This window comes from Paraburkholderia sp. 32, from assembly GCF_050435345.1.
GTDB lineage: Bacteria > Pseudomonadota > Gammaproteobacteria > Burkholderiales > Burkholderiaceae > Paraburkholderia > Paraburkholderia tuberum.
Genome location: NZ_JBNDKD010000001.1, coordinates 1,588,743 through 1,615,395 on the forward strand (window position 1 = coordinate 1,588,743; position 26,653 = coordinate 1,615,395).

General features: G+C 64.1%; 23 protein-coding genes and 1 pseudogene. 13 read left to right on the top strand and 11 right to left on the bottom strand.

Features of this window, described 5'->3' with window-relative positions; all coding sequences use genetic code 11:
* The first annotated feature begins 186 nt into the window (after positions 1–186).
* Positions 187–5,025, top strand: a complete 4,839-nt coding sequence (locus OKW26_RS07560) for an NAD-glutamate dehydrogenase (RefSeq protein ID WP_429353144.1) — start codon at positions 187–189, stop codon at positions 5,023–5,025.
* Between the two features lie 172 nt (positions 5,026–5,197).
* Positions 5,198–6,103 carry a cation diffusion facilitator family transporter gene (locus OKW26_RS07565; RefSeq protein ID WP_090807058.1) on the top strand — a complete coding sequence of 302 codons (906 nt, stop codon included), beginning with the start codon at positions 5,198–5,200 and terminating at the stop codon, positions 6,101–6,103.
* A 139-nt stretch (positions 6,104–6,242) separates the two neighbouring features.
* Here OKW26_RS07565 and OKW26_RS07570 read toward each other — a convergent pair whose 3' ends face one another.
* The 3 genes from OKW26_RS07570 to OKW26_RS07580 all read right to left on the bottom strand — a co-directional run bounded on the left by OKW26_RS07570 (position 6,243) and on the right by OKW26_RS07580 (position 9,078).
* Positions 6,243–7,223 (bottom strand): aldo/keto reductase, encoded by a 981-nt coding sequence (locus OKW26_RS07570; RefSeq protein ID WP_429353145.1) that lies wholly within the window; start codon positions 7,221–7,223, stop codon positions 6,243–6,245.
* Between the two features lie 333 nt (positions 7,224–7,556).
* Entirely contained in the window at positions 7,557–7,862 is a 306-nt protein-coding gene (locus OKW26_RS07575; protein ID WP_429353146.1) for a DUF4148 domain-containing protein, read from the bottom strand.
* A 211-nt stretch (positions 7,863–8,073) separates the two neighbouring features.
* Positions 8,074–9,078 (bottom strand): LysR family transcriptional regulator, encoded by a 1,005-nt coding sequence (locus tag OKW26_RS07580; protein WP_018423444.1) that lies wholly within the window; start codon positions 9,076–9,078, stop codon positions 8,074–8,076.
* Between the two features lie 175 nt (positions 9,079–9,253).
* Here OKW26_RS07580 and OKW26_RS07585 point away from each other — a divergent pair, with 175 nt between their 5' ends.
* Genes OKW26_RS07585 through OKW26_RS07605 form a run of 5 tightly spaced genes read left to right on the top strand, consistent with a single transcriptional unit; the run spans position 9,254 to position 16,834 of the window.
* Positions 9,254–10,120, top strand: a complete 867-nt coding sequence (locus tag OKW26_RS07585; RefSeq protein ID WP_184064262.1) for an alpha/beta hydrolase — start codon at positions 9,254–9,256, stop codon at positions 10,118–10,120.
* Positions 10,121–10,154: 34 nt separating this feature from the next.
* Positions 10,155–11,375, top strand: coding sequence for an efflux RND transporter periplasmic adaptor subunit (locus OKW26_RS07590; protein ID WP_429353147.1), 1,221 nt, complete (start codon positions 10,155–10,157; stop codon positions 11,373–11,375).
* 43 nt (positions 11,376–11,418) lie between these two features.
* Positions 11,419–14,604: an efflux RND transporter permease subunit gene (locus tag OKW26_RS07595; RefSeq protein ID WP_429353148.1), complete on the top strand. Its 3,186-nt coding sequence runs from the start codon at positions 11,419–11,421 to the stop codon at positions 14,602–14,604.
* A 12-nt stretch (positions 14,605–14,616) separates the two neighbouring features.
* A complete protein-coding gene (locus OKW26_RS07600) occupies positions 14,617–16,284 on the top strand; it encodes an efflux transporter outer membrane subunit (protein WP_429353149.1) in 1,668 nt (555 codons plus the stop codon).
* Positions 16,187–16,834, top strand: a complete 648-nt coding sequence (locus OKW26_RS07605; RefSeq protein ID WP_429353150.1) for a divalent metal cation transporter — start codon at positions 16,187–16,189, stop codon at positions 16,832–16,834. The genes OKW26_RS07600 and OKW26_RS07605 overlap by 98 nt, the downstream gene beginning before the upstream one ends.
* Before the next feature lie 139 nt (positions 16,835–16,973).
* Here OKW26_RS07605 and flhC read toward each other — a convergent pair whose 3' ends face one another.
* From flhC to OKW26_RS07635, 6 genes and pseudogenes are all read right to left on the bottom strand, one after another.
* Entirely contained in the window at positions 16,974–17,543 is a 570-nt protein-coding gene (flhC, locus tag OKW26_RS07610) for a flagellar transcriptional regulator FlhC (protein WP_018423439.1), read from the bottom strand.
* Positions 17,544–17,557: 14 nt separating this feature from the next.
* The gene (gene flhD, locus OKW26_RS07615; RefSeq protein WP_184007179.1) at positions 17,558–17,878 is read right to left on the bottom strand and encodes a flagellar transcriptional regulator FlhD; all 321 of its coding nucleotides are present in this window, start codon (positions 17,876–17,878) and stop codon (positions 17,558–17,560) included.
* A 796-nt stretch (positions 17,879–18,674) separates the two neighbouring features.
* The gene (locus OKW26_RS07620; RefSeq protein ID WP_260321367.1) at positions 18,675–18,812 is read right to left on the bottom strand and encodes a hypothetical protein; all 138 of its coding nucleotides are present in this window, start codon (positions 18,810–18,812) and stop codon (positions 18,675–18,677) included.
* Positions 18,813–18,853: 41 nt separating this feature from the next.
* A pseudogene (locus tag OKW26_RS07625) lies at positions 18,854–19,703 on the bottom strand (helix-turn-helix domain-containing protein).
* A gap of 88 nt (positions 19,704–19,791) precedes the next feature.
* Positions 19,792–20,094 carry an addiction module antidote protein gene (locus tag OKW26_RS07630; RefSeq protein WP_018423436.1) on the bottom strand — a complete coding sequence of 101 codons (303 nt, stop codon included), beginning with the start codon at positions 20,092–20,094 and terminating at the stop codon, positions 19,792–19,794.
* Positions 20,091–20,480, bottom strand: a complete 390-nt coding sequence (locus OKW26_RS07635) for a type II toxin-antitoxin system RelE/ParE family toxin (protein WP_221312187.1) — start codon at positions 20,478–20,480, stop codon at positions 20,091–20,093. The genes OKW26_RS07630 and OKW26_RS07635 overlap by 4 nt, the downstream gene beginning before the upstream one ends.
* Before the next feature lie 285 nt (positions 20,481–20,765).
* Here OKW26_RS07635 and OKW26_RS07640 point away from each other — a divergent pair, with 285 nt between their 5' ends.
* The 6 genes from OKW26_RS07640 (at position 20,766) to OKW26_RS07665 (ending at position 23,332) form a co-directional block, all read left to right on the top strand.
* Positions 20,766–21,134, top strand: coding sequence for a nuclear transport factor 2 family protein (locus OKW26_RS07640; RefSeq protein WP_176379337.1), 369 nt, complete (start codon positions 20,766–20,768; stop codon positions 21,132–21,134).
* 22 nt (positions 21,135–21,156) lie between these two features.
* Positions 21,157–21,438, top strand: coding sequence for a hypothetical protein (locus OKW26_RS07645; RefSeq protein ID WP_429353151.1), 282 nt, complete (start codon positions 21,157–21,159; stop codon positions 21,436–21,438).
* A gap of 80 nt (positions 21,439–21,518) precedes the next feature.
* Positions 21,519–21,983, top strand: coding sequence for an RbsD/FucU family protein (locus OKW26_RS07650; RefSeq protein ID WP_090806945.1), 465 nt, complete (start codon positions 21,519–21,521; stop codon positions 21,981–21,983).
* Between the two features lie 36 nt (positions 21,984–22,019).
* Positions 22,020–22,427, top strand: a complete 408-nt coding sequence (locus OKW26_RS07655) for a VOC family protein (RefSeq protein ID WP_184064276.1) — start codon at positions 22,020–22,022, stop codon at positions 22,425–22,427.
* Between the two features lie 103 nt (positions 22,428–22,530).
* On the top strand, positions 22,531–22,965 hold the full coding sequence (locus tag OKW26_RS07660; protein WP_184054217.1) for a DoxX family protein: 435 nt from the start codon (positions 22,531–22,533) through the stop codon (positions 22,963–22,965).
* A gap of 94 nt (positions 22,966–23,059) precedes the next feature.
* Positions 23,060–23,332, top strand: a complete 273-nt coding sequence (locus OKW26_RS07665) for a hypothetical protein (protein ID WP_429353152.1) — start codon at positions 23,060–23,062, stop codon at positions 23,330–23,332.
* Between the two features lie 20 nt (positions 23,333–23,352).
* On the opposite strand, the gene OKW26_RS07670 is transcribed toward OKW26_RS07665, so the two are convergent.
* Positions 23,353–24,813, bottom strand: coding sequence for an MFS transporter (locus tag OKW26_RS07670; RefSeq protein ID WP_429353153.1), 1,461 nt, complete (start codon positions 24,811–24,813; stop codon positions 23,353–23,355).
* 67 nt (positions 24,814–24,880) lie between these two features.
* The gene (locus OKW26_RS07675) at positions 24,881–26,182 is read right to left on the bottom strand and encodes an MFS transporter (protein WP_429353154.1); all 1,302 of its coding nucleotides are present in this window, start codon (positions 26,180–26,182) and stop codon (positions 24,881–24,883) included.
* Positions 26,183–26,653: the final 471 nt, after the last annotated feature.

Consider the following 26,653-nt stretch of genomic DNA (forward strand, 5'->3'; position numbering starts at 1 on the left):
CGTTGCCGCGCCGCAGCGATGCTAGATGCTATGTGGGAGGGCGGCGATTCTTCGACGACCGGTCAGCGGGTATTACCTGACTGCGCGAAACGGCCGTATCGCGTACGGCAGGCGCATAATTCCAAGTCAGACGTTGCCTGCGAATCACGCGATACTCACCATTGCCGCCAGCCAGGGGAGTCGATCATGCAAGCAAAGAACGAAGAAGCCGTCACACACCTGCTGAACGATGTTGTCGAATTCGCGCGGGGGCGGTTGTCGGAGCCGGCCTTCAATATCGTCGAACCCTTCCTGCGGCATTACTACGATTTCGTCGACGCGGGCGATCTGCAAAGCCGCTCGATCGCCGATCTGTACGGCGCGGCGCTGGCCCACTGGCAGACCGCGCAGCGCTTCGTGCCGGGCGAGCAGCGGCTGCGCGTGTATAACCCGATCCTCGAACAGCATGGCTGGCATTCCGATCACACGGTGATCGAAATCGTCAACGACGACATGCCGTTCCTCGTCGATTCGGTCTCGATGTCGGTCAACCGGCATCGGCTCGCGCTGCATTCGGTCGTCCATCCGGTATTTCGGGTCTGGCGCGCGCCGGACGGCAGCATCGCGCGCGTGAGCCAAGGTGCCGAAGAAGCCGGCGATACGCGCTCGCATCTGACCTCGTGCATCCATTTCGAGGTCGATCGTTGTGGCGATGCCGCAAAACTCGATGCGTTGCGCGACGACATCGCGCGCGTGCTCGGCGACGTGCGCGCGGCGGTCGAGGATTGGCCGAAGATCATCGAACGCGCGAAGCAGACCATTCAAGATATGAAGGTGCGCGAAAGCGGTCCCGAGGGCGTCGAAGCGCGCGCGTTCGTCGAATGGATGGTCGCCGATCATTTCACGTTCCTCGGCCACCGTGATTACGAACTGGTGCAGCACGACGGCGGCTACGGTTTGCGGGCGGTCGCGGGCTCCGGTCTCGGCATTCTGCGCGATGCGCAGCAGCCGGGCGGCGCGGCGGAAGTCACGCCGTTGCCGCCGGCGGCCACGGAGATCATCTCCGGGTCGTCGCCGATCTTTCTGACCAAGGCCAATTCGCGCGCCACGGTGCACCGGCCCGGCTATCTCGACTATGTCGGCATCAAGCTGAGCGGCGCCGATGGCAAGGTGACGGGCGAGCGGCGCTTCATCGGCCTGTATACGTCGACCGCTTATTTCGTGTCGGCCGCGGAGATTCCGATCGTGAGGCGCAAATGCGCAAATATCGTCAGACGCGCCGCATTCCTGCCGAAAGGTCATCTGGCGAAATCGCTGGTGACGGTGCTCGAGACCTATCCGCGCGACGAATTGTTCCAGGCCGACGAGGACCAGCTGTACGACACCGCCCTCGGCGTGCTGCGTTTGCAGGAGCATCAGCGCACGCGGCTGTTCGTGCGGCGCGATCGCTTCGATCGCTTCGTATCGTGCCTCGTGTTCGTGTCGCGCGACAAGTACAACACCGATCTGCGGCAGCGCATCGCGAACCTGCTCGCCGACGCATTCAATGGTGAGAACGTCGAATTCACGCCGCTGCTGTCGGAGTCGACGCTCGCGCGAATTCATTTCGTCGTCCATGCCAAGGCGGGCGGCATGCCGAGCGTCGACACACGCGAGCTCGAAGCGCGCCTCGTGCAGGTCGCGCGACGCTGGCAGGACGATCTGGCCGACGCATTGCTCGACGCGTACGGAGAAGAGCAGGGCAACCGTTTGCTGCAGCACTACGCCGATTCGTTCCCGGCCGGCTATCGCGACGACTATCCGGCGCGCACGGCCGTGCGCGATATCGAACTGATCGAGCGCGTGCAGGGCAGCGAGCGGCTCGCGATGAACCTGTACAGGCCGATCGAATCGGGACCGCGCGCGTTCCGTTTCAAGGTGTATCGCGCGGGGCTGCCGATCGCACTGTCGCGCAGCTTGCCGATGCTCGAACATCTGGGCGTGCGCGTCGACGAAGAGCGGCCTTATCTGATCGAGGCGCCCGGTGCGATGCCCGCGTGGATCCACGACTTCGGCCTCGAACTCGCGGACGATACCGAGTTCGACATCGAGCGGGTCAAGGATCTGTTCGAACAGGCGTTCGAGCAGGTGTGGACCGGCACGATCGAAAGCGACGACTTCAACCGCCTCGTGCTGCGCGCGCAGCTCAATGCACGCGAGGTGACGATTCTGCGCGCTTACGCGAAGTATTTGCGGCAAGTCGGTTCGACGTTCAGCGACGCGTATATCGAACGCGCGGTGACCGGCAATCCGGCGATTGCGCGCATGCTCGTCGACCTGTTCATCGCGCGCTTCGATCCGGCGCTCGGCGCGGTACGCGAGGCCCGCGTCAACGCTTGTCTGGAGACGATCGACAGCGCGCTCGACCAGGTGCCTAATCTCGACGAAGACCGCATCCTGCGGCAGTTCCTCGGCGTGATCAAGGCGACCAAGCGCACCAACTACTACCGCCATGACGCTCTGGGCCAACCGAAGCCGTATCTGTCGTTCAAGTTCGATCCCGCCCAGGTGCCCGGCTTGCCCGAGCCGAAACCGATGTTCGAGATCTGGGTCTATTCGCCGCGCGTCGAGGGCGTCCATCTGCGAGGCGGGCGCGTCGCGCGCGGCGGCCTGCGCTGGTCTGATCGGCGCGAGGATTTCCGCACGGAAGTGCTCGGCCTGATGAAGGCGCAGATGGTGAAGAACGTGGTGATCGTGCCGGTCGGCTCGAAGGGCGGCTTCGTCGTCAAGAATCCGCCGCCGCAGAGCGAGCGCGATGCGTGGATGCGCGAAGGCGTCGCGTGCTATCAGACCTTCCTGCGCGGCTTGCTCGACGTGACCGACAATCTGGCGAGCACCGACGTCGTGCCACCGCCTGACGTGGTGCGCCACGATCCCGACGACCCGTATCTGGTCGTCGCCGCCGACAAGGGCACGGCCACGTTTTCCGACTACGCTAATGCGATCTCGCAGGAATACGGTTTCTGGCTCGACGACGCGTTCGCGTCGGGCGGCTCGGTCGGCTATGACCACAAGAAGATGGGCATCACCGCGCGCGGCGCGTGGGAGTCGGTCAAGCGGCACTTCCGCGAAATCGGCGTCGACACGCAGAGCGAGGACTTCACGGTGGTCGGTGTCGGCGACATGTCGGGCGACGTGTTCGGCAACGGCATGCTGCTGTCGCCGCATATCAAGCTGCTCGCCGCGTTCGATCACCGCCATATCTTTCTCGATCCGAATCCCGATCCCGCGGCGAGCATGGCGGAGCGCGCGCGGCTCTTCATGCTCGACCGTTCGAGCTGGGCCGATTACGATCCGTCGCTGATCTCGGCCGGCGGCGGCGTGTTCCCGCGCAGCGCAAAGACGATTCCGCTATCGACGGCGGTGCAGGCGGCGCTCGGGATCAGCGCGGCGGCGCTCTCGCCGGCCGAGCTGATGCGCGTGATTCTGCAGGCGCCGGTCGATCTGCTTTACAACGGCGGCATCGGCACCTATGCGAAGGCGAGCCGCGAGACCAATCAGCAGGCGGGCGATCGCGCGAACGACGCGATCCGCGTGAACGGCGCGGATCTGCGCTGCAAGGTCGTGGCCGAGGGCGGCAATCTCGGCTTGACGCAACTCGGGCGCATCGAGTTCGCGCAGCGCGGCGGCCGCATCAATACCGATGCGATCGATAATTCGGCCGGTGTCGATTGCTCGGATCACGAGGTCAACATCAAGATTCTGCTGGGCCTCGTCGTCGCCGACGGCGAGATGACGGAGAAGCAGCGCAATGCGTTGCTTGCCGAAATGACCGACGAAGTCGGTCTGCTCGTGCTGACGGACAACTACTATCAGACCCAGGCTTTGTCGATCGCGGGCCGTTTTGGCGTGGAGCTGCTCGATGCCGAAGCGCGCCTGATGCGCTATCTGGAGAAGGCGGGGCGGCTCAATCGCGTGATCGAGTTTCTGCCCACCGACGAGGACATCGCCGAGCGCGCGGCCGCGAAGCAGGGACTGACGACACCCGAGCGCGCGGTGCTGCTCGCGTACAGCAAGATGTGGCTCTATGACGCGCTGCTCGAATCGTCGATGCCGGAAGATCCGCTCGTCAGCGATATGTTGATCGAGTACTTTCCGAAACCTCTGCAGCAGCGTTTCCGCGAACCGATGCAGCGCCATCCGCTGCGCCGTGAAATCCTCGCGACGCATCTGACCAATGCGCTCGTGAATCGCGTCGGCTGCGAGTTCGTGCATCGGCTGATGGAGGAGACCGATGCAGAGCCCGGCGACATCGTGCGCGCGTGCATCATGGCGCGCGACGTGTTCGATCTCGATCAGATCTGGCGCAGCATCGACGCGCTCGACAACCGCGTTCCCGACGACGTGCAGGCACGCATGTTCGCGGAGGTCGCGCGGCTCGTCGAACGTTCGGCGCTGTGGTTCCTGCGGCATCTGCAAACGGGCGCGGCCGGCGACGACGTGACCGGCCTGCTCGCGCGCTGTCGCGACGCCGCGCAGCGTCTCGCGCCACAATGGCCGACGCTGTTGCCTGGTGCGGACCTCGAAGCGTTGTCGGAGCGGCAACGGGTGTTCGTCGATGCGGGTGTCGATAGCGATCTCGCGGTGCGGATCGCGAGCGGCGAGGTGTCGGCCGCTCTGCTCGATATCGCCGAAGTCGCGTCGACGTGCGGGCGCAATCTCGAACAGGTCGCGGGCGTCTACTTCGCGCTCGGCACGTTGCTGAATTACAGCTGGATCAGCGAGCGCGCCGCCTCGTTGCCGGCGCCGACGCATTGGGACATGCTCGCGCGCGCATCGGCGCTCGCCGAACTCGCGCGGCTCAAGCGCGCGCTGACCACGAGCGCATTGGCCGGCGCGACCGATGCATCGACGCCCGATTCGCTGGTGCAAGCGTGGCGCGACAAACGCGCGGCACAGCTCGAGCGTTATACGCGTCTGCTGACCGATCTGCGCGCGACGGGCGGCGCGAGTCTTTCGGTGCTGCTGGTTGTCGTACGGGAGATGGCGGCGCTCGAGAGGGCGTGAGCCGCACGAATGGTGCAAAGGACGCCTGGGGAACTGGCGGCACGACGGCACATCAGGTCCGATTCCTGCGACCGGGTGTGTCGTTGTCATCCATAATATCGAGTACTTGCCGATCACTTCGCTCGTGCAATACCCAACAATACCCAGCCCACTCACCGACCGCCGCCAGCAGATGAAAGAAGAATCGCCGAAAGCCATTTTCTACGCACTCGCCGCCAACTTCGGCATCGCCGTCTGCAAGTTCGCCGCGGCGGCGTTCACCGGCTCCGGATCGATGTTCGCCGAAGCGATTCACTCCACCGCCGACTGCGGCAATCAACTGCTGCTGCTATTCGGACTGCGCGAAGCGCGCAAGCCGGTGAGCCCTTTGCATCCGATGGGTAGCGGTCGCGAAATCAACTTCTATTCGCTGCTGGTTGCGTTGCTGCTGTTTTTCGTCGGCGGTGCGTTTTCGGTGTATGAGGGCGTGCATCGACTGATTGCGCGCGAGCCGTTGCAATATGCGTTCGTCGCGTTGGCGGTGCTCGGTGTGTCGGTGGTGCTCGAATCGCTATCGTTGTGGGGCGCGGTCAAGGAGATTCGCAAGACGCATCCGGATAAAAATCTGTGGCACTGGTTTCGCGAGACGCGCGAATCGGATCTGCTGGTCGTGGCCGGCGAAGATATCGCCGCGCTATTCGGTCTCGCGATCGCCTTCGTCGCGGTGCTATCGACGATGGTGACCGGCAGCCCCGTGTATGACGCGCTCGGCTCGGTGGGGATCGGTTTTCTGCTGATGACGATCGCGTGGCTCGTCGCGCGGGAAGTGAAGTCGATGCTCGTCGGCGAATCGGCGAGCCCGGAAGTGCGCAGCGCCATCGACGCGCATCTGCGCGCGCGTCCCGAGATTCGCGGCATCATCAACTTGATCACGCTGCAGTGGGGGCGTCACGTGGTGGTGGCGGTGCAGGCGGAAATGATCGACTACGCGAGCGGCCGCGCGATGGTCGATGCGATCAACGTCATCGAGGCCGATCTGCAGGCCACGTTTCCTCAGGTGCGCTGGGTGTTCTTCGAACCGGATGTGCCGCGCAATTAAAGAAGACTTCTCCACTCGGGCATGAATCGGGTCCGTGAACCCCGCGGACGAGCGGAGGCGAGAGGAGGCGAAGCGACGTGCGCTGCAATCGCGGGTCATTCCGCCCGTCCCGACTGGATGCCAGTACGCTTCACAGCGTTTATTTGAACCCCGCCACCGCATGCGGCACATACAGCTCTTCGAGCCGGCGAACTTCGTCGTCACTGAGCTTCAACGAGAGCGCCGCGACCGCATCGTCGAGATGATGCAGTTTGGTAGCACCGACAATCGGCGCGGTAATCGGCTTCTTCTGCAGCACCCACGCTAGCGCAACCTGCGCGCGCGGCACGTCGCGTTCTTTCGCGATCTCGCTGACCCGCTCGACGATACGCCGATCCGCTTCCTGCGTGTGCGCGTACAGCGTGCGGCCGAATTCATCGGTTTCCGAGCGCGCGCTTTCGGTGTCCCAGTCGCGCGTCAAGCGTCCGCGGGCAAGCGGACTCCACGGAATCACGCCGATGCCTTCGCTTTCGCACAGCGGCAGCATTTCGCGCTCTTCCTCGCGGTACAGCAGATTCACGTAGTTCTGCATCGTCACGAAGCGCGTCCAGCCATTGCGCTCAGCCACCTGCAGCGCCTTGGCAAACTGCCATGCGTACATCGACGACGCGCCGAGATAGCGCGCCTTGCCGGCTTTCACGACATCGTGCAGCGCTTCCATCGTTTCTTCGATTGGCGTGCCGTAGTCCCAGCGATGGATCTGATACAGGTCGACATAGTCGGTACCGAGCCGCCGCAGGCTGTTATCGATCTCCGCCATGATCGCCTTGCGCGACAGCCCCGCGCCGTTCGGGCCCGGATGCATGCGGCTATTGACCTTGGTGGCGAGCACGATCTCATCGCGCTTCGCAAAGTCCTTCAGCGCACGGCCGACGATTTCCTCGCTGGTGCCGTCCGAATAGACGTTGGCCGTGTCGAAGAAGTTGATGCCGTGATCGAGCGCCTGCTTGATGAAAGGCCGCGCGGCTTCGTCGTCGAGCGACCAGGGGTGCGTGCCGCGCGAGGGTACGCCATAACTCATACAGCCGAGACAGAGACGCGATACATCGAGGCCGGTGCGGCCGAGTTTCACATAATCCATCGTGTTGCTCCTATAGTGAAGCGCACAAACCCGCTGCGAGGGAAGGATATTCGATTATAGGGAAACGACGGCAAGCGCGTCGTCACAGGCCGCACCCGCTTTCGATCGCTTCAATGCGAATGCGCCCGCGAAGCCACTTCGCGGGCGCATGACGCCGAGTGCCGTGAACGACAGCCAACGCTCAATGCTGTATCGGGCGATACGGTGTCCACACGGGCGTGTCGGTATTCCAGTTGTCGAGTTCCGATGGTGTCATGATGTGCTCCTCGATGGAGAGGCGCGCAGTTTTGCGCCGCAAGCGCGCCGGGTTCTGAATCAACTTCTTCTAACTCGTTACTGGCCCTTCGCAACGCGCGTCACTTCGCCGTTCGTTCCTTCCTGCAACGCGATGCGCGCGGCTTGCGTCTGGCCGATCAGGCCTTTGTCCGGATACGAGGTGCGATTCAGTGAGGGCAGCGAGCCGTCGCGATACGCGGCGACCAGTTCGGCCTTGACCTCGGTGCGTGTCTTCGTGCTCGCGCTCGGCGCCGGTTGCGTGTCATACGTTCCCGCGCGGCCGATACCGCCGCCGCCTTGCGCAAATGCCGGAACGCTGACGAGCAGCGACAGAGCGAGGCCCGCCAACAGATTGCGTTTCATGATTCACTCCTGTCGATTCATTGGCAGCGCGATGGCGCTGCGACAGGGTGAAATGTAGACGTCGACGCGGTGTGGATAAATCGCGGTTTTGCGAAATGAATTGTCGCGATTCGGGAACAATCGCGAGCGAGGCTTCACCGGGGCCGTGCAATTGCACGGTTGCCGCGGCATTGGCGCCGCGGCTGGAATTCACTGTTTCACTTCGCGTACTTCATGCGACCCATTCGGTCATCACCGGCGTGTCGAGTGCCGGCGCGGACTCGCGCTGCTCGAATGTGCGCTTCGTGCAGGTGGCGTCGAGAGTGCCGCGTCCGCTCAGCAATGGGCAACGATCGAACAGCTCCGCGATCCAGTCTACGAAAACGCGGACTTTCGGCGACAGATGACGACTGTGCGGATAGACTGCCGAAATCGGCATCGGCAAGGGTTTCAAGTCCGGCAGTACTTCGACGAGCTGACCCGAGCCCAGATGCGGCAGCACCATGAAGCGCGCCGGCTGAATCAGGCCAAAGCCTTCGAGTCCGCAGGTCACGTAGGCATCCGCGTCGTTGACCGACACGATGCTTTTCATCTTCACTTCCACTTCGTTGCCGTTCACCAGGAACGCCCAGTCGAGCGTGCGTCCCGTGCGGCTCGAGAAGTAGTTGACGGCTTTGTGATTGTCGAGATCTTCGAGCGAAGCGGGCACGCCCGCGCGCTTGATGTAGTCGGGCGACGCGCAGGTCACGCCCTCGAACAGACCGATGCGGCGCGCGACCAGCGACGAATCCTGCAACGCGCCGACACGCACCACGCAATCGACACCTTCTTGCAGCAGATCGACGGGCCGGTCGGTCAGGCCCAGTTGCAGATCGATGTCCGGATAGCGCGTGTGGAATTCGCACAGCGACGGAATGACGAGCAGACGGCCAATCGAGCCCGGCATGTCGATGCGTAGCTTGCCGTGCGGCTTCTTGTTGCCGCTCTGGAAACTCGCCTCGGTCTCTTCGACATCCGCGAGGATGCGCACGCAGCGCTCGTAGTACGCGGCGCCATCGGGCGTCAGCGACAGACGGCGGGTGGTCCGGTGCATCAGCCGCGTGCCGAGAAACGCTTCGAGGTTCTGAATAATCGTAGTAACCGATGCGCGCGGCAGGTCGAGCGTTTCCGCTGCGCGGGTAAAGCTGTTGGTGTCGACGACGCGCGTGAACACTTGCATGGCCTGAAGCCGGTCCATTGCAAACCTCCAGAAGGGGCTGGTGCACAGGCGGGAATGGAGTCCGCGAAAACAATCGCATCGGGATTGTTCAAAGGCACCGAATTGTGTTGCCGGATTATAGGCATTTATTTGCGAGTCTGCCGAACCCACAATTCGCACCATTGAAGTTCTATGCGCATTTGCGCGGCTCGACATGGATGCATTCAAATCGCCGTACTCGCCTTTTTCCACCGGCGTTTCCGCCGAAGACACTGGCGCTGAGGCCAATGACGCAACGCTTGAAGTCACCGACGTGGATATCGATGGGTACGCTCAACCCATTACGTTGCGCCTGTATCGGCTGACGAAAAAAACCGCGTTGCCGGTACTGCTTTATTTTCACGGCGGCGGTTTTACGAAGGGTTCGATCGAGTGCGCGGACTTCGCCGCGCGGTATTTCGCAGAACACTTACCGGCGCTCGTGGTGTCGGTCGGCTATTCGCTCGCGCCGCGGTTTCCGTTTCCAGCCGCGCCGGAAGACGCGCATCGCGCGGCGCTGTGGGTGCAGACGCGAGCGCGGGCATTTGGTGGCAATAGCAGAAAGATCGGCGTGGCGGGCCACGACGCGGGCGGCCAACTCGCCAATTGTCTCGCGTTCATCGCGCGCGATCGTAACGACGTGCCGATCAGCGCGCAGGCGCTGTTCGGCCCGATGCTGGATCCGAGCCTGACGCGGCTCGGCGACGAGCAGCGGCTCGGTTCGGACATCACCGCGCGCGAGTGCGCCGCGTGTTATCGCGCGTATCTGCCGCAAGCGTCTCAGCGCATGCATCCGTATGCGGCGCCGCTCGAATCGTCGCGGCTCGCCGGCTTGCCGGCCACGCTGATCGCGACCGCGCAGAACGACGTGCTGCACGTCGAGGCCGAGAAGTATGCAAGCAATCTGATCGACGCGGGCGTACAGACCCAGGTGGTGCGCTTTCCGAGCGTGTCGCACGCGGCGCTCGCCGATCATCCGCCCGCTTTGCAGGAAGCGGTGCGCTTTTTCCAGTGGCGCTTCGACGCGCGCGCTCATCGATAAACAGAAATTCAATCAACGATACCGGGAGCTACACATGACTATCCTTCCTCTTTCCCGCCGCCGCGTGGCGTTAGCCGCCGTGGTCGTCGTCGTCCTTGCCGGGCTTGGCACGTTCGGCGCGATTCGTGTCGATGCGAGCTCGCCGGCCGCACCCACCATCGTGCCGGAAGTAGACGTGGCGACCGTCGTGCAGAAGACGATCACCGACTGGCAGTCTTATTCGGGCCGTCTCGAAGCCGTGCAGAAAGTGGACGTGCGTTCGCAGGTGCCGGGCACGATCGTGTCAGTCAACTTCAAGGACGGCGCGCTCGTGAAGCAGGGCGACACGCTGTTCGTGATCGATCCGCGTCCGTACGCGGCCGAAGTCGATCGCGCGCAAGCGCAGCTCGCGGCCGCGCAGGCACGCACCGGCTACACGCAAAGCGACTGGGAACGCGCGCAACGGCTGATCGTCGACAACGCGATCGCCAAACGCGACTACGACGAGAAGCAGAACGCCGCGCGCGAGGCGAGCGCGAACCTGAAGGCCGCGCAAGCCGCGCTGGAAACCGCGCGCATCAATCTCGGCTACACGAAGATCGTCGCGCCGGTGTCGGGCCGCGTGTCGCGCGCGGAGATCACGGTCGGCAACGTGGTGTCGGCGGGCGCCAGTTCGGTGCCGCTGACGACGCTCGTCTCGGTGTCGCCGATCTACGCGTCGTTCGACGCGGACGAGCAGACCTACCTGCAATACCTGAGCCGCGCGAAGGACGGCAGCAAGGTGCCGGTCGAACTCGGTCTCGCCGATGAATCCGGCTACTCGCGCAGCGGCACGATCGAGTCGGTCGACAACCGGCTCGACACGTCGTCGGGCACGATCCGCGTGCGCGCGAAGTTCGACAACGCGGACGGCACGCTGATTCCGGGCCTCTACGCGCGCCTCAAGGTGGGGGGCAGCGCACCGCATCCGGCGCTGTTGATCGACGATGCCGCGGTCGGCACCGACCAGGACAAGAAGTTCGTGCTGGTCGTCGATCAGGGCAACCACGTCGTTTATCGCGGGATCACGACGGGTTCGATGCAAGGCAATCTGCGCGTCGTCAAGGACGGCTTGAAGCCGGGCGACCGCATTGTCGTCAACGGCGTTCAGCGTGTGCGTCCCGGCGATACGGTCCGAGCGCACATGGTGCCGATGACGACCGACGACGACCCGAACAGCGCAGCGCTCGCGCAGTCGCGTGCCAAGGCCGAGGCCGGCGCGAAAGGCAATTCGTGAGCCGCATGCTCCAACGCGCATGCTCCAACGTTAAGAGCTTCCAATGAACATATCCAAATTCTTCATCGATCGCCCGATCTTCGCAGGCGTGCTATCGGTATTGATCCTGCTCGGGGGCATCATCTCGCTGTTCAAGCTGCCCATTTCCGAGTATCCGGAAGTGGTGCCGCCTTCGGTGGTGGTGCACGCGCAGTATCCGGGCGCGAATCCGAAGGTGATCGCCGAGGCGGTCGCCGCGCCGCTCGAAGAGCAGATCAATGGTGTCGAGAACATGTTGTACATGCAGTCGCAGGCGAATAGCGACGGCAATCTGACGCTGACCGTCACGTTCAAGCTCGGCACCAATCCCGACCTCGCGACGCAGCTCGTGCAGAACCGCGTCAATCAGGCGCTGCCGCGTCTGCCGGAAGACGTGCAGCGGCTCGGCGTGACGACGATCAAGAGTTCGCCGACGCTGACGATGGTCGTGCACCTGATCTCGCCGAACGATCGCTACGACATGACGTATCTGCGCAATTACGCGCTGCTCAACGTGAAGGATCGGCTCGCGCGGATTCAGGGCGTCGGCGAAGTGCAGCTGTGGGGCTCGGGCGATTACGCAATGCGTATCTGGCTCGATCCGCAGAAAGTCGCGCAACGCGGTCTCACGGCGACCGAAGTCGTCAACGCGATCCGCGAGCAGAACATCCAGGTCGCGGCCGGTGTGATCGGTGCGTCGCCGTCGGTACCGGGCACGCAATTGCAGTTGTCGGTGAATGCGCGCGGCCGTTTGAGGACCGAGGGCGAATTCGGCGACATCATCGTGAAGACCGCGCCCGACGGCGGCGTGACCTATCTGCGCGATATCGCCCGGATCGAGCTCGCGGCGTCGGAATATGGTCTGCGTTCGCTGCTCGACAACAAGCCCGCGGTTGCGCTCGCGATCAATCAGGCGCCGGGTGCGAACTCGCTCGCGATTTCAGAGCAGGTGCGCGCGGCGATGAAGGAACTCGCCGAAGACATGCCGGCCGGCGTCGAATACCGGATCGTCTACGACCCGACGCAGTTCGTGCGTTCGAGTATCGAGGCGGTGATCCATACGCTGCTCGAAGCGATTGCGCTGGTCGTGATCGTCGTGATCGTGTTCCTGCAGACGTGGCGCGCGTCGATCATTCCGTTGATCGCGGTGCCGGTGTCGATCGTCGGCACGTTCTCGCTGCTGCTTGCGTTCGGCTTCTCGATCAACGCGTTGTCGTTGTTCGGCATGGTGCTCGCGATCGGCATCGTGGTCGACGATGCGATCGTCGTGGTGGAGAACGTCGAGCGCAACATCGAAAGCGGGCTCAGTGCGCGCGAGGCGACCTACAAGGCGATGCGCGAAGTGAGCGGGCCGATCATCGCGATTGCGCTGACGCTCGTCGCCGTGTTCGTGCCGCTCGCGTTCATGACGGGTCTCACGGGCCAGTTCTACAAGCAGTTCGCGATGACCATCGCGATCTCGACGGTGATCTCGGCGTTCAATTCGCTGACGCTGTCGCCGGCGTTGTCCGCGCTGCTGCTGCGCAGCCACGGCGAGAAGGAAGACTGGCTGACGCGTGTGATGAACCGTGTGCTCGGCGGCTTCTTCAAGCGTTTCAACAAGGTCTTTCATCGTGGTTCGGAAGCCTACGGCCGTGGTGTGACCGGCGTGCTGCGCCGCAAGGGCGCGATGCTCGCGGTGTACGCAATCCTCATCGGTGCAACCGTATTGGTGGCGCGGGTCGTGCCGGGCGGCTTCGTGCCCGCGCAGGACAAGGAGTATCTGATCGCGTTCGCGCAGTTGCCGAACGGTGCGTCGCTCGATCGCACGGAAAAGGTGATCCGCGATATGAGCGCGATCGCGCTGAAGCAGCCGGGCGTCGAAAGCGCGGTGGCCTTCCCTGGTCTGTCGGTGAATGGCTTCACGAATAGTTCGAGCGCGGGCATCGTGTTCGTCACGCTGAAGCCGTTCAAGGAGCGCGGCAACAAGAAGCTCTCGGCAGGCGCGATTGCCGGTGCGCTGAACCAGCAGTACGGCGCGATCAAGGACTCGTTCGTCGCGGTGTTCCCGCCGCCGCCGGTGCTCGGGCTCGGCACGCTCGGCGGCTTCAAGATGCAGCTCGAAGATCACGGCGCGCTCGGTTACGCGGAACTCAACAAGGCTGCCGAAGCATTCGTGAAGCGCGCGGCGCAAACGCCCGAACTTGGGCCGACCTTCTCCAGCTATCAGATCAACGTGCCGCAGCTGAACGTCGATCTCGATCGCGTGAAGGCGAAGCAGCTCGGCGTGCCGGTCACGGACGTGTTCGACACGATGCAGATCTATCTGGGCTCGCTGTACGTGAACGACTTCAACCGCTTCGGTCGCGTGTATCAGGTGCGCGTGCAGGCGGATGCGCCGTTCCGTCAACGCGCCGACGACATCCTGCAACTGAAGACGCGCAACGCGGCGGGCGAGATGGTGCCGTTGTCGTCGCTCGTCACGGTGACGCCGACCTACGGACCGGAGATGGTGGTGCGCTACAACGGCTACACGGCGGCCGACATCAACGGCGGCCCGGCGCCCGGCTTTTCGTCGGGACAGGCGCAGGCCGCGGCCGAACGCGTGGCCGCCGAGGTGCTGCCGCGCGGCGTGAAGCTCGAGTGGACCGACCTCACGTATCAGCAGATCCTCGCCGGCAACGCGGGCATGTGGGTGTTCCCGATCAGCGTGCTGCTGGTGTTCCTCGTGCTCGCCGCGCTGTACGAAAGCCTGACGCTGCCGCTCGCCGTGATCCTGATCGTGCCGATGAGCGTGCTGTCCGCGCTGACCGGCGTGTGGCTCACCGGTGGTGACAACAACATCTTCACGCAGATCGGTTTGATGGTACTGGTGGGCTTGTCCGCGAAGAACGCGATCCTGATCGTCGAGTTTGCGCGTGAGCTCGAACACGACGGACGCAGTCCGCTGCAGGCCGCGATCGAAGCGAGCCGTCTGCGTCTGCGGCCGATTCTGATGACGTCGATCGCCTTCATCATGGGCGTGGTGCCGCTGGTGTTGTCGAGCGGCGCGGGCTCGGAGATGCGTCACGCGATGGGCGTCGCGGTGTTCTTCGGCATGCTCGGCGTCACGCTGTTCGGCCTGATGCTGACGCCGGTGTTCTATGTGGTGCTGCGCTCGCTCGCGGGCGGGACGATTCACGTCGCGCAGAAGGATGCGCCGCGCTACGGCGCGCCCGTTACGGACGCCTGAGGAGAAACAACAATGAAACGCTTTGAATCTCGCTTTGACTCTTTGCGCGGATGGGGCCGCGCGGCCGCGAGCGGTCTGCTGATCGCCCTGCTGGCCGCTTGTTCGGTCGAGCCGACGTACAAGCGTCCCGACGTCGATACGCCGGCGGCGTTCAAGGAAGCGCCCGCGATGGCGACGTCGGCTGAGGCGGCGTCGGGCGTGGCGGCTGGTTCGGCCGCGCCGGCGCAAAACACCGGCACGTGGAAGCCGGCCCAGCCCGCCGACGACGCCCTGCGTGGCGAATGGTGGAAGGTGTTCGGCGACCCGCAGCTCGACGCGCTCGAAGAGCAGGCCGCCGCCGCGAACCAGGACCTGAAGGCCGCAGCCGCGCGCGTGCAGCAGGCGCGCGCGGTCACGCAGGCGGCGAAGTCCGACTGGTTCCCGAAGCTCGACGCGGGCTTCGGCCCGACCCGGGAGCGTGCGTCGGCGGCGTCGCAATTCCTGCCGGACAGCGCGGGCGGCACGACCGGCACGATCTGGCGCGCGCAGGTCGGTGCGTCGTATGAGGCCGATCTGTTCGGGCGGGTCAGCTCGAATGTGAACGCGTCGCGCTCGGACGAGCAGCAGAGCGAAGCGCTGTTTCGCTCGGTGCAGCTGTCGTTGCAGGCCGATGTCGCGCAGAACTACTTCCAGTTGCGCGAGCTCGACACCGACCAGGATCTGTATCGCCGCACCGTCGCGTTGCGCGAGGACACGCTGAAGCTCGTCGAGCGGCGCTTCAAGGAAGGCGATATCAGCGAGCTGGATCTGTCGCGCTCGCGCAACGAGCTCGCGAGCGCGCGTGCCGATGCGGTCGGCGTCGCGCGGCAACGGGCGGCCTCGGAGCATAGCCTCGCGATTCTGCTCGGCAAGCCGCCCGCCGATTTCTCGTTCGCGGAACAACCGCTCGCGCCGGTGGCGGTGCGCGTGCCGCCGGGTTTGCCGTCGGCGCTGCTCGAACGCAGGCCGGACATCGCGGCAGCCGAACGCGCGATGCAGGCAGCGAATGCGCGCGTCGGGCTCGCGAAGTCGGCGTTTTTCCCGAAGCTCGACATCACGGGCGCGTTCGGCTTTGAATCGGCGACGCTCGGCGATCTGTTCATGTGGTCGAGCCGCGCGTTCATCCTCGGTCCGTTCGCGGGTACCGCGCTGACGGTGCCGATCTTCGACGGCGGCCGCCGCAAGGCCAATCTCGCGCAGGCCCGTTCGAAGTACGACGAGGACGTCGCGCAATATCGCCAGCAGGTGCTCGTGGCGTTCCGTGAAGTCGAGGACAATCTTGCCGATCTGCGCTTGCTCGACGATCAGATGCGCGAGCAGAACGACGCGGTCGATGCGTCGCAGCGCGCGGCGCATCTCTCGCGCACGCAGTACACGGAGGGCGCGGTCAGCTATCTCGACGTGATCGATGGCGAGCGGCAGGTGCTGCAGTCGCAATTGCAGGCGAGCCATCTGGCGGGCACGCAGGCGGTCGCGACCGTGAATCTGATTCGCGCGCTCGGTGGCGGTTGGGGCGATGTGACGGCGGGGGATACGGCGGTGGGGGCGGCGCCGGTGCCGGTTGGTGCTTCCGGCGGCGCGGCGGCTTCGCTGGCTGCGGCTTCCGGCTCTGCGGCCGGAGCCGCATCGGTTTCAGCGCAGCAGCAGGTGGCGAAGCGCTGAATTCCTAAGCCTGTTGGCAAGCGCTTCATCGACCTCATCAACGACGCTTGGCATTATCGGCGCGACGGTGATGCCGCATAACCTGTATCTGCACTCGTCGATCGTGCAGACCCGCGCGGTGAAGCGCGATCCGGCCAGCATCCGCTCGGCGATCGGCATGTCACGCATCGACACGATCGCATCGCTCGTGATCGCGGCGCTGATCAACATGGCGATCCTGATTCTCGCGGCCGCCGCGTTTTGCGCGACGGGCCACGACCAGGTCACGCAGATCTTCATCACGCGAGCGCTCGCGCTGATCCCGGCGCTGATCGGTGTGCGGATGCTCGGCAATGGCGCGGTTGGCCAACTGCTCGTCGCGAGTCAGGTCGTGCTGAGCCTGCAACTGCCGTTCGCGCTGTATCCGCTGATCCGCATGACGAGCGGCCGATCGCTGATGGGCGAATTCGCCAACACGCTGCCGACGCGCCTGCTCGTGTGGACGCTGTTTGTTGCGATCAGTGCGGCGAATCTGTGGCTCGTTGCCCAGACGGTGGGGCTGGCCGGTTGATCTGAACGACCGGTATTCGGCACGCCGGTTTGCCCGGCGCTAAGGCGAAAAAAATCCGCGCAGTTCAATCACTGCGCGGAATCATGTGAGCTTCGGTTTGAATCGGGTCGAGCGCGTCTCGCGACGGCGAATCGATCGGTCAAGCGGCCTGCGCAACCTGCGCCGCATCGAGCGCTTCCCGGCGCGCGGCTGCTGCCTTCTTCGTCTTGCCGGCACGCGACGGCGGCTGGCAGGCGCCGCACACGACGTTGTGCTGCAGGTCGTGCTTGTGCGCGACGAACTTGCCGGTACAGCGGCAGCATCTGGTCAACTGCAGGATGTCGGCGTCGAAGAAACGCACGAGCGTCCACGCGCGCGTCAGATCGAGCACCGGCTCGGTTTCGCTGTGCTGACAGTGTTCGAGATACAGCCGATAGCCCTTGGTCAGCGCATCCAGATGCGAGCAGCGCGCTTCGTTCTTGAGGAACAGGTACGTGTTGTAGAACAGCGACGCGTGAATGTTCGCGAGCCACGTCATGTACCAGTCCGCCGAGAACGGCAGCATGCCCTTGGGCGGCGATACGCCCTTGACCTCGCGATACAGGCGGATCATACGGTCGCGCGACAGCGTCAACTCGCTCTCGAGCACCTGCATGCGGGCGCCGAGCTCGATCAGTGCGATCGCGCGAAATACTTCCTGTGCATCTTCGGTCAGGCTTCGCTTGAGCATTGCAGTCACCTCGATCAGGCAAATTGCTCGGCGGGCTGGCCTGCAAGCAGGATCGCCGTGTGAGTCGGTGCAACTGCGGTGTGCTTCGTCGTTTGCGTCAACGCCGACAGCATCGCGTGGTCGTTGAAGCGGAAGAAGCACAAAAGCTGGTCGGAAGCGGCCAGCTTGACGATTTGCGCGAGCGACAGCCCGGCAAGCAAGTCAGCCAGTTCCGACGACAGTCCCAGCCGGAACATTCCGACCGGTTTGTCCTCGCGCAACATGCGTTGCGCGAGCATGATGTAAGACAAGTTGATCTCGCGGATTGAATCCAGCGTCTCGCTGCTACGGTCCATTTTGTCTGTTTCCGAAGCCCCGAATTACTATGTCGGCTTTGCGCCGTTATGTCTTTTCTGCCTCGCCGGCAACGTGACCTCCGGCTACATGTTGCTACTTGCTACAGCCAGCGAACATTTGATACAAGACGTTACATTTCGTAACAGCTCGGGACGAATTGTATGAAGGCTAAAAGCAGAAATCAATCCTTTCTCAAAAAAATATCTCAAAAAGCTACATCATTTTTCGGTAAGTTTTTCACGCCATTGTAATGAATGATGCCAAGTGAATTTATAGCCTTTCGACACTGGCCTCTAATCCATGAAAACCCTTGCTGGATGGGAATCCTACGCGATTGTCCGAGACGTGCGTCCGCACCGCGCGGCGATCGGTAAATTTGTTTTGGATTAGAAAGGAACAGAAAGCGATGGAATGGACGGTAATAAATACTCGTGCTGGGGGACGCGTGAGGGGCGGATGGAGCCTGTAACCGTATGAAGCGTCCCCCGTTACAAACTACGCAAACGAGGGCGGGATTTGTAACGGCTCGATGAGGAAGGGCAGCCGGTCTGTCGCACGCGTTCGACCCCGAGACCGAACAGCGGTCACAGACGCGTACCGATCACGTTGCGGACGGAGGCTGCGAGAAGCCAGTGCCGTGCAGGCTGTCTGACACGATGTCGGTGCAATAAGACGACATTACAACGTTGACGAGGCGCCGGGAATGGCCGCAAGGAGGCGTCGTCAATGATTCCCGGGGGCGCTACGCCAGGAATCGCGCCATCAGATCCTCGTCATGGAACACCCCGTCGACGTTCAAGGCGCCGACTTCGCACGGCTTTGTCCGAACGAAGCGGGGTGCGCCTTCAGCCCGCGCAGACGAAGCTGGAAATAGGCGTCCCGGTCGGCGGGTCCGAGTTGGCGGATCAGCAGGGTGTCGGCGTTGACGGACATCTCACTTATTCGTGGTGAGTGGAGTGGCGGTACGCGAGCGGCTAGCCGCGCTGATGTTCGGCAAATTCGCGCAGCGCCGACGCGGTTTGCCGATCCGCCGGAAAGAACGCCTCGATGGCGAGTTCCGACAGCGTAACGTCCACGGGCGTGCCGAACACCGTGGTGGTGCTGAAAAACGACAGCACGCCAAGCGGCGTACGCAGCCGCAATGGCACGGCGATCTGGTTGAGGACTGCATCGTCCAGCGTCGAGGCGTCTGCATACGGCGGCGCGGGGTAGCCGGCCAGTTCGTCGCGCAGTGCGCTCAGCGTGTCGTCGCCGCTGACGTCGATCTGCCGTTGCAGGCGGCCCAGCACATGCTCGCGCCACGCATGCCAGTTGACGATCGACGCCGCAATGCCTTGCGGATGCAGACTCAGGCGCAGTGCGTTGACCGGTGGCTTCAACAGTTTCGGGACTCGCGCCGCTCAACAACGGCGCAATCGCATTGTTGGTCGCGACGATGGTCCAGTGCCGGTCGATCGCGAGGGCCGGGTAGGGCTCATGTCCTCTGAGCACCAGTTCGACGGCTTCGCGTGCGGCGGCGAGCTGCGGGTCGGAGAGGGGACGTTCGCGAAACAGCGGCGCGTAACCGGCCGCGACGAGCAGAGCATTGCGCGCGCGCAACGGCACGTCGAGGCGCTCGGCGAGATGCATGACCATTTCCCGGCTCGGTAGCGCGCGCCCCGATTCGACAAAGCTCAGATGGCGGGTCGAAATGTCAGCCTCCGTGGCGAGCAGCAACTGGCTCATGCGCCGCCGCTGCCGCCATTCGCGGAGAAGTTCGCCGACCGCCCGAGTGCCGATCGGCGCGGATGATGGAGCCGCTTGTGCAATAGAGAGTGTGTTCATGCCACCGATCATAGTCAAAGCGTGCAAGCAATCGATTACCTGAGAGGTAATGCCCCGCCAATTTCAGTCAACGAGACGGGTGCCCGGCTCAGGCGGCAGCCAGGCGCAACGGCACGGCGGTGAATTTGACGCCGATCGCACTCGCCAGTTTGAGGACCGTGTCCATGCGTGGCTTGGAGCCGGGCGCGAGTGTCTTGTAGAGGCTCTCGCGCCCCAGGCCCGCTGCCGCGGCGATCTTCGTGATGCCGCGTGCCTTGGCGATATCCGCGATGGCGGCGAGCAGCAGATCGGAGTCGCCTTCGTCGAGGGCGGCGTTCAGATAGGCCGCGACCATTTCGTCGTTGTCGAGGTACTTCGATGCATCGAAGCGTGCCGTTTTGATCTTGCTCATGACCGTTCCTTTCTGATGGTTGTCCACATTGCTCCGGCATGCCTGATATCCGCCTGCTGCGTGGACTTGTTACCCCCGCAGAGCAGCAGATACATCATGCGTTCCTCGCGCGCGTAGTAGACCCGGTAACCCGGCCCGCAATCGATGCGCATCTCGAACACGCCGTTTTCCAGCAACTTCGCGTCGCCGAAAAGCCCGCGTTCCGCGCGGCGGATCCGCACGAGAATTTGCGCCTTCGCCTTGATGTCGGTGAGGCCGTGAAGCCAACGGTCGAACTCTTCGGTGCAGTTGATCGTGTACACGCGCGGTGTTTCGATCTGCGGATGATTGTATCTCCGGGGATACGGTCGTGCAAGCGAGAAAAGCGTCTCGATAAAGCGGTCCAAGCGGCCCTCCTGTTCATTGCATTGCCCGCCTCGCGATGTCGTCGGCGGGCTTCGATGAGTCACTTGAGGTTAGCGGTGCGAAGGTTTTTTGACGACTCGGCCGAATGACCTATTTGGCGAGAAAAACAGTGAAAGGCGCTGCGTGACAGCGAAGGCTGCATCCGCTTGATTACCTCTCACGTAATCGACGCAATGCACGCGAGCCGTCAATCTTCATTCCGAGCCCGCCGCATGCGATGCGTATGCCGCGCGAAGTGCTCAGTCCTGTCAATCGAGGAGTTCGAGATGAATGCGCATACCGATTTGATCGACCGTTATTTCGATACCTGGAACGAGACCGATGGCGCGCGTCGTCGCGAGTTGATCGCGGCAACGTGGAGCGCCGATGCCGACTATCGCGACCCGCTGCTGGCGGGCGCGGGCCACGATGGCATCGACGCCATGATCCGCGCGGTGCATGAGCGTTTTCCGCATCACACGTTTCGCCGTACGACCGACGTCGACGGCTTCGCGAATCGCCTGCGCTTCTCGTGGGCACTGACGACCCCCGCGGGCGAGGCGATCGTGAAGGGCTCGGACTTCGGCGTGGTGGACGCGCATGGGCGTCTGCAAGCGGTCACCGGTTTTCTCGACGAAACCCCCGGCGCCGCTTGAGGCGTCTTTCACGGAGACGATCATGCATGAGCCCGCCGCTGCCAAGCCCGTACAAGTCCATCTCGCGTTGCTGCGCGTCGCGGCCGCGCTCGATGCGTTATCGAGCGCGATCGCCGGTTTCGCGCTGCTCGGCGGCGCGCGGGCGTTCATGTTCATCGCACTGCTCGGTTGGCGCGAGCCGGTGCTCGGCGGCGCGGGGCTCGTGCTGCTCGCTCTGGTCGGATGGCTGCGCTGGCAATGCGGTGCGAGCGCAGCGCCGCAAGACGTCCGGCGCGCTTGCTACAATCGATCGTCGTGCGGATGAAGCGTGACACGCATCGTCTTGCGCAAAGCTCACGACCTCACCCCCTCAGCATGTTCCCAACCGAACGACCTGGAGACCCCGTGCTGAAAAATCTGGACCCGCTACTGAACGCCGATATCCTGCACGCGCTGCGCTCGATGGGCCACGGCGACGAACTCGTGATCTGCGACGCCAACTTCCCGGCCGACGCCGTCGCGCGCGATACCGTGCTCGGCAAGCCGCTGCGTCTCGACGGCGTCAGTTCGCCGCGCGCGATCCGCGCGGTGTTGTCGGTGCTGCCGCTCGACACCTTTATCGAGCATCCCGCGTCGCGCATGGAAGTGGTTGGCGAGCCGCACACGATTCCCGCGGTGCAGCGCGAAGCGCAAGCCGAGGTCAACGCGGGCGAGGGGCGCGAGGTGCCCTTCGTGTCGATCGAGCGGTTCGCGTTTTACGAGCGTGCGCGCCAGGCATACTGTGTGATCGCGACGGGCGAGGAGCGCGGCTACGGCTGCTTCGTATTCACGAAGGGCGTGTTGCTCGCGCCGGACGCGCCACGCGTATAGTCGCTACCACCTTTCTCGATTCATCACGACAAACCCATGAGCTTCCAGCTAGCCAGTCTCGATCATCTCGTTCTGAACGTCGCCGACGTCGAAGTGAGCGCGGCGTGGTACGCGCGGATGCTCGGCATGCAACGCACCGAGTTCGCGTCGCGCACCGGCACGCGCGTGGCGATGAACTACGGTAATCAGAAGATCAATCTGCGTCCCGCGTCGGCCGATACCGTCGCCTGGTTCACGTCGCGCGAGGTGGTGCCGGGCACCGCGGACCTGTGCTTCGTGACCACCGCAAGCCCGGACGACGTCAAGGCGCACTGGCTTGCGCAAGGCGTCGCTATCGAGGCGGGGCCGGTGGAGCGCGACGGCGCGCGCGGCAAGATGACCTCGGTGTATTGCCGCGACCCGGACGGCAACCTGATCGAGGTCGCCACGTATCCGTCAGCTTGAGCGGGCTTGGAAATCGCGGCCATTGCTCATATGCTCAGGGGCGAGGCGGGGAACTGAGCCCGTCCATTCGGGTCTGCTGCTTATTCATTACAGGAGTCCCCCCATGTCGCGTCCCGTCGATTTCGGCATTATTTTCATCGCCCGTCTTGCGCTTTCCGTGCTGTTCCTGTGGAGCGGGGTGATGAAACTGCTGGGCTATGCGGGCTTCGTCGGCTACCTGCATTCGAAAGGCGTGCCGTTCGTGCAGATCGCCGCGCCGATCGCAACCGCGATCGAGGTGCTCGGCGGCCTGCTGCTCGTGGTCGGCTTCAAGGTACGGCCGCTCGCGCTGGTCATGGCGGCGTATACGGTCGCGACGGCGGTGCTCGGCCACGACTTCTGGAATATCACCGACCCGGCCTTGCAGCACGACATGGTGATTCATTTCTGGAAGAACATCGGAATCGCGGGCGGTTTCCTGCTGCTGTTCGTTACCGGCGCGGGGCGTCTGAGCATCGACAACGCGCGCGCGCCGCGCGGCGGACTCGGCGGCCTGTAAAGCGGGCTGTAAAGCGTGAGCGCGCGCAGTCGGCGCGGCCCGCATCCTGCTACACAGCAGGATTTCCAACCCGCGCCAATCATGGGAGCAGATGATGATTCAGAACTTCGAGCAAATGATCGGCGGCAAGCTCACGCAACTGTGCGCGAGTCTCGGCGAAGGGCCGACGCCGCATCGTGTGATCATCAGCCTCGCCGAGTCGGCGAAGACGCTGGTGGTTCTGGATGCGTCCGGATTCATCGGCACGCTGAAGGCGGACATCGAGGACCCGGAAAAGCTGCTCGCGGATGCGATCGCCAAAGCGCGCAGCGAAGGCCTGATCGAGCGCGCAATCGCTACCGGCACGATTCAGGAGGCGTCGCTGTAGGCGCCTGCATTACACACCGCTTACTTACTCGCGGCGCTCGCGCCGCGCGCAGACGATGCCGCCGCGTGCGGCTCCGGATGCACGAAACACGCGAGCACGAGACCCAGCACCAGCAGTCCCACTGAAATAGCCGTCGCCGCTTGCATCCCCGGCACGATCTGCGTCGCGGCCGCACCGCCCGCGAGCGCGCCGAAGGCCGCCACACCCACCGCGCCGCCGGCCTGGCGCGCCGTGTTCAATACCGCCGACGCCGTGCCCGCGCGCCGCGCTTCGGTCGATGCGAGCACCGCCGTGGTCATCGCCGGCACCGCGAGTCCCATACCCGACGGAATCAGCAAAAACGGCAGCAGCAGGCCAATCAGCGGCGTCTCGGCGTCGACGAGATGCAGCAGGCCATAGCCGAGACCAGCCGTGATCGCGCCGAGGATCATCGGCACGCGCACTCCCAGGCGGCCGATCACCCAGCCGCTCGCGACGTTCGAGAGCAGGAAACCGCCCGTCAGCGGCAGGAACGCGAGGCCCGCCTGCAACGGTGTGTAGCCGCGCACGCGCTGCAGGTAAAGGCTCAGCACGAACACCATGCCGTAATAGGTCAGATTCACGCAGATGCCGAACAGCACTGCCGCGCTGAACGTGCGCGTGCCGAACAGCGACAGCGGCAGCATCGGGCGCGCGACGCGCGCTTCGACGAACACGAACGCACCCGCCGCCAGCAGCGCCAGCACGAAGCCGCCGGCGACCAGCGGATGCGCGAGCCCGAGCGGCCGCCATTCGATCACCGCGGCGACGAACGCGGTTAGCGCGACGATCGCGAGACACTGGCCGCCGAGATCGATGCCGCGTGGCGTCGCGCCGGTGTTGCCGCGAGCGGCGGCCGGGACGCCGCCTTGCGAGGTTTGCGGACGCGGAATCCACAGCAGTGTCGCGAGCAGGCCGGCCGCGCAGATCGGTAGATTGACGAGAAAGATGCTGCGCCAGCCGAACGCGGCGATCAGCAGGCCGCCAGCCACCGGCCCGGCCGCGATCGAAATCGCGCCGGAGGCGGTCCACAGGCCGACCGCGCGTGCCCGCAGCTTCGGTTCGTGGCCGAACGACTGATTGAGCAGCGCGAGCGAATTCGGCAGCATCGCTGCCGCGCCGATGCCTTGCACCGCGCGCGCGGCGATCAGCATCGGGGCATCGAGCGCGAGCCCGCAGGCCAGCGACGCGAGCGCGAACAGCACGATTCCGCACGCATACATGCGCCGCGCGCCGAAGCGGTCGCCGAGCGCGCCGGCCGACAGCATCAGCACCGCAAACGCGAGCGTGTATGCATCGACGACCCATTGCAGGCCCGCGACGTTCGCGTGCAGGTCCGCGCCGATTCGTGGCAACGCGATGTTGACGATGGTCACGTCGAGTTGCGTGACCACGAAGCCGACGCTGACGGTCGCGAGAACGCGACCGAGGGCGGGCGAAAAGGAGGGTGTGGATGAGTTCATGACTGCATCGTAAGCCCGATGCAGCGCGCCACGTTTCGGCGTGGCGTGAAGTATGGATGTCGCCGGATCAACGCGCCCGCGGCACATCCTTGATGAACAGCGCGGTCAGCGCGCCCAGCACGCAGATCGCCGCGACGTACAGCGGCGCGGCCAGCGGGTTCGACTTCATCATCAGCGATACGGCGATCGGCGTCAGACCGCCGAACACCGCATACGCGACGTTGTACGAGAACGAGATGCCCGAGAAGCGCACCACCGGCGGGAATCCGCGGACCATCACGAGCGGAATCGCGCCGATCACGCCGACGAAAAGTCCGGCCAGTGCATACAGCGGCAAGAGCAGGGACGTATCGACGGCCAACTGGCGAAACATCACGTAGTACGTGATCGCAAGCGCAACACCGCCGACGAAAATCGTGCGACCCGCGCCAATGCGTCCGGCGATCGAACCCGCCACCACGCAGCCGATCGTCAGGCACAGCGTCGCGACACAGTTCGCGAGCAGCGCGGTGGCCGGCTCGATGTGAAATTGCTTTTGCAGCAGCGTCGGCGTCATCAGGATCACGACGACGATCGCCGCCGACAGCATCCAGGTGAGCAGCATCGACACGATCACCGCGCGGCCGTGATCGCGCAGCACGGCCTTCAGCGGCACTTCCGCGGCGATCGCCTTGCGTTGCTTCAGTTCGGCGAACACCGGCGTCTCGTGCAGCCAGCGGCGCAGATAGACCGAGAACATACCGAACACGCCGCCGATGAGGAACGGAACACGCCACGCATATTCGGAAATATCGGCCGGCGTGAAATGGCGATTGACCGCCGACGCAATCAGCGAGCCGAGCAGAATGCCCGCCGTGAGGCCGGCCGTCAGCGTGCCGCACGCATAGCCGACGTGCCGCCCGGGCACATGCTCTGCGACGAACACCCATGCGCCCGGGACTTCGCCGCCGACCGCCGCGCCCTGCATCACGCGGAACAGCAATAGCAGCACCGGCGCGAGCACGCCGATGCTCGCGTAGGTGGGCATCAGGCCCATCAGCAGCGTCGGCACCGACATCAGCAGCACGCTCAGCGTGAACATGCGCTTGCGGCCGAACAGGTCGCCGAAGTGCGCCATGATGACGCCGCCGAGCGGCCGCGCCAGATAACCGGCCGCGAAAATGCCGAAGGTCTGCACCTGACGCAGCCAGTCCGGCATCGCCGCCGGGAAGAACAGCTGGCCGATCGCCGGCGCGAAGAAAACGAAGATGATGAAGTCGTAGAACTCGAGCGCTCCGCCGAGCGCGGCGAGACCGAGTGTCTTGTAATCGCTGTGCCCAAGCGGGCGGGGGGTGACAGCCTGCGCTCCACCCAGATTTGTCGCTTGCATTGCCATGTCTTTGATGAATTGTGAGCCACGCGGGAGACGCGTGGACATACGGCGGTCGTCGGGCGAGAAGTGCGGCAGGCGCTGGGTAGAGCACGGGACACGGGCGCGCCGTCCGGATAGGGCGGGCGCGCTGGCGACGGAGGCCGGCGCGGATTTTACAGGATGGAAGCGGAAGTCCTGCGGGAGCGCCCAGTTGGGCGAAGAAAGCGGCGGAAAATCGGAATGCTCCGAAGGGAGGGACCGGGGTGCGGCTCGGAGAATGGCCTGCATGTCCTTGTCGAGAGTCCTGCTGGCCGGAGTTTGTTTTGATCTGACAGGAGGCCTGATTTGACGGTCGAGCCGGTATTTGTTACCGAAACGGTTACTCGCTGGTGGCGCGTCGGAAGCCTGATTTGACAGACGGCCTGTGTGCCGGCCTCAAGACCATTCCTGGGCAATCGCTTACTGGACCACCCAAGGCCACGATGCTCC

Excerpts from the sequence above, each read along its gene's own strand:
- OKW26_RS07560 (WP_429353144.1), top strand. The coding sequence starts at position 187 with ATGCAAGCAAAGAACGAAGAAGCCGTCACACACCTGCTGAACGATGTT.
- OKW26_RS07565 (WP_090807058.1), top strand. The coding sequence starts at position 5,198 with ATGAAAGAAGAATCGCCGAAAGCCATTTTCTACGCACTCGCCGCCAAC.
- OKW26_RS07570 (WP_429353145.1), bottom strand. The coding sequence starts at position 7,223 with ATGGATTATGTGAAACTCGGCCGCACCGGCCTCGATGTATCGCGTCTC.
- OKW26_RS07575 (WP_429353146.1), bottom strand. The coding sequence starts at position 7,862 with ATGAAACGCAATCTGTTGGCGGGCCTCGCTCTGTCGCTGCTCGTCAGC.
- OKW26_RS07580 (WP_018423444.1), bottom strand. The coding sequence starts at position 9,078 with ATGGACCGGCTTCAGGCCATGCAAGTGTTCACGCGCGTCGTCGACACC.
- OKW26_RS07585 (WP_184064262.1), top strand. The coding sequence starts at position 9,254 with ATGGATGCATTCAAATCGCCGTACTCGCCTTTTTCCACCGGCGTTTCC.
- OKW26_RS07590 (WP_429353147.1), top strand. The coding sequence starts at position 10,155 with ATGACTATCCTTCCTCTTTCCCGCCGCCGCGTGGCGTTAGCCGCCGTG.
- OKW26_RS07595 (WP_429353148.1), top strand. The coding sequence starts at position 11,419 with ATGAACATATCCAAATTCTTCATCGATCGCCCGATCTTCGCAGGCGTG.
- OKW26_RS07600 (WP_429353149.1), top strand. The coding sequence starts at position 14,617 with ATGAAACGCTTTGAATCTCGCTTTGACTCTTTGCGCGGATGGGGCCGC.
- flhC (WP_018423439.1), bottom strand. The coding sequence starts at position 17,543 with ATGCTCAAGCGAAGCCTGACCGAAGATGCACAGGAAGTATTTCGCGCG.
- flhD (WP_184007179.1), bottom strand. The coding sequence starts at position 17,878 with ATGGACCGTAGCAGCGAGACGCTGGATTCAATCCGCGAGATCAACTTG.
- OKW26_RS07620 (WP_260321367.1), bottom strand. The coding sequence starts at position 18,812 with ATGTCCGTCAACGCCGACACCCTGCTGATCCGCCAACTCGGACCCGCC.
- OKW26_RS07630 (WP_018423436.1), bottom strand. The coding sequence starts at position 20,094 with ATGAGCAAGATCAAAACGGCACGCTTCGATGCATCGAAGTACCTCGAC.
- OKW26_RS07640 (WP_176379337.1), top strand. The coding sequence starts at position 20,766 with ATGAATGCGCATACCGATTTGATCGACCGTTATTTCGATACCTGGAAC.
- OKW26_RS07645 (WP_429353151.1), top strand. The coding sequence starts at position 21,157 with ATGCATGAGCCCGCCGCTGCCAAGCCCGTACAAGTCCATCTCGCGTTG.
- OKW26_RS07655 (WP_184064276.1), top strand. The coding sequence starts at position 22,020 with ATGAGCTTCCAGCTAGCCAGTCTCGATCATCTCGTTCTGAACGTCGCC.
- OKW26_RS07660 (WP_184054217.1), top strand. The coding sequence starts at position 22,531 with ATGTCGCGTCCCGTCGATTTCGGCATTATTTTCATCGCCCGTCTTGCG.
- OKW26_RS07665 (WP_429353152.1), top strand. The coding sequence starts at position 23,060 with ATGATTCAGAACTTCGAGCAAATGATCGGCGGCAAGCTCACGCAACTG.
- OKW26_RS07670 (WP_429353153.1), bottom strand. The coding sequence starts at position 24,813 with ATGAACTCATCCACACCCTCCTTTTCGCCCGCCCTCGGTCGCGTTCTC.
- OKW26_RS07675 (WP_429353154.1), bottom strand. The coding sequence starts at position 26,182 with ATGCAAGCGACAAATCTGGGTGGAGCGCAGGCTGTCACCCCCCGCCCG.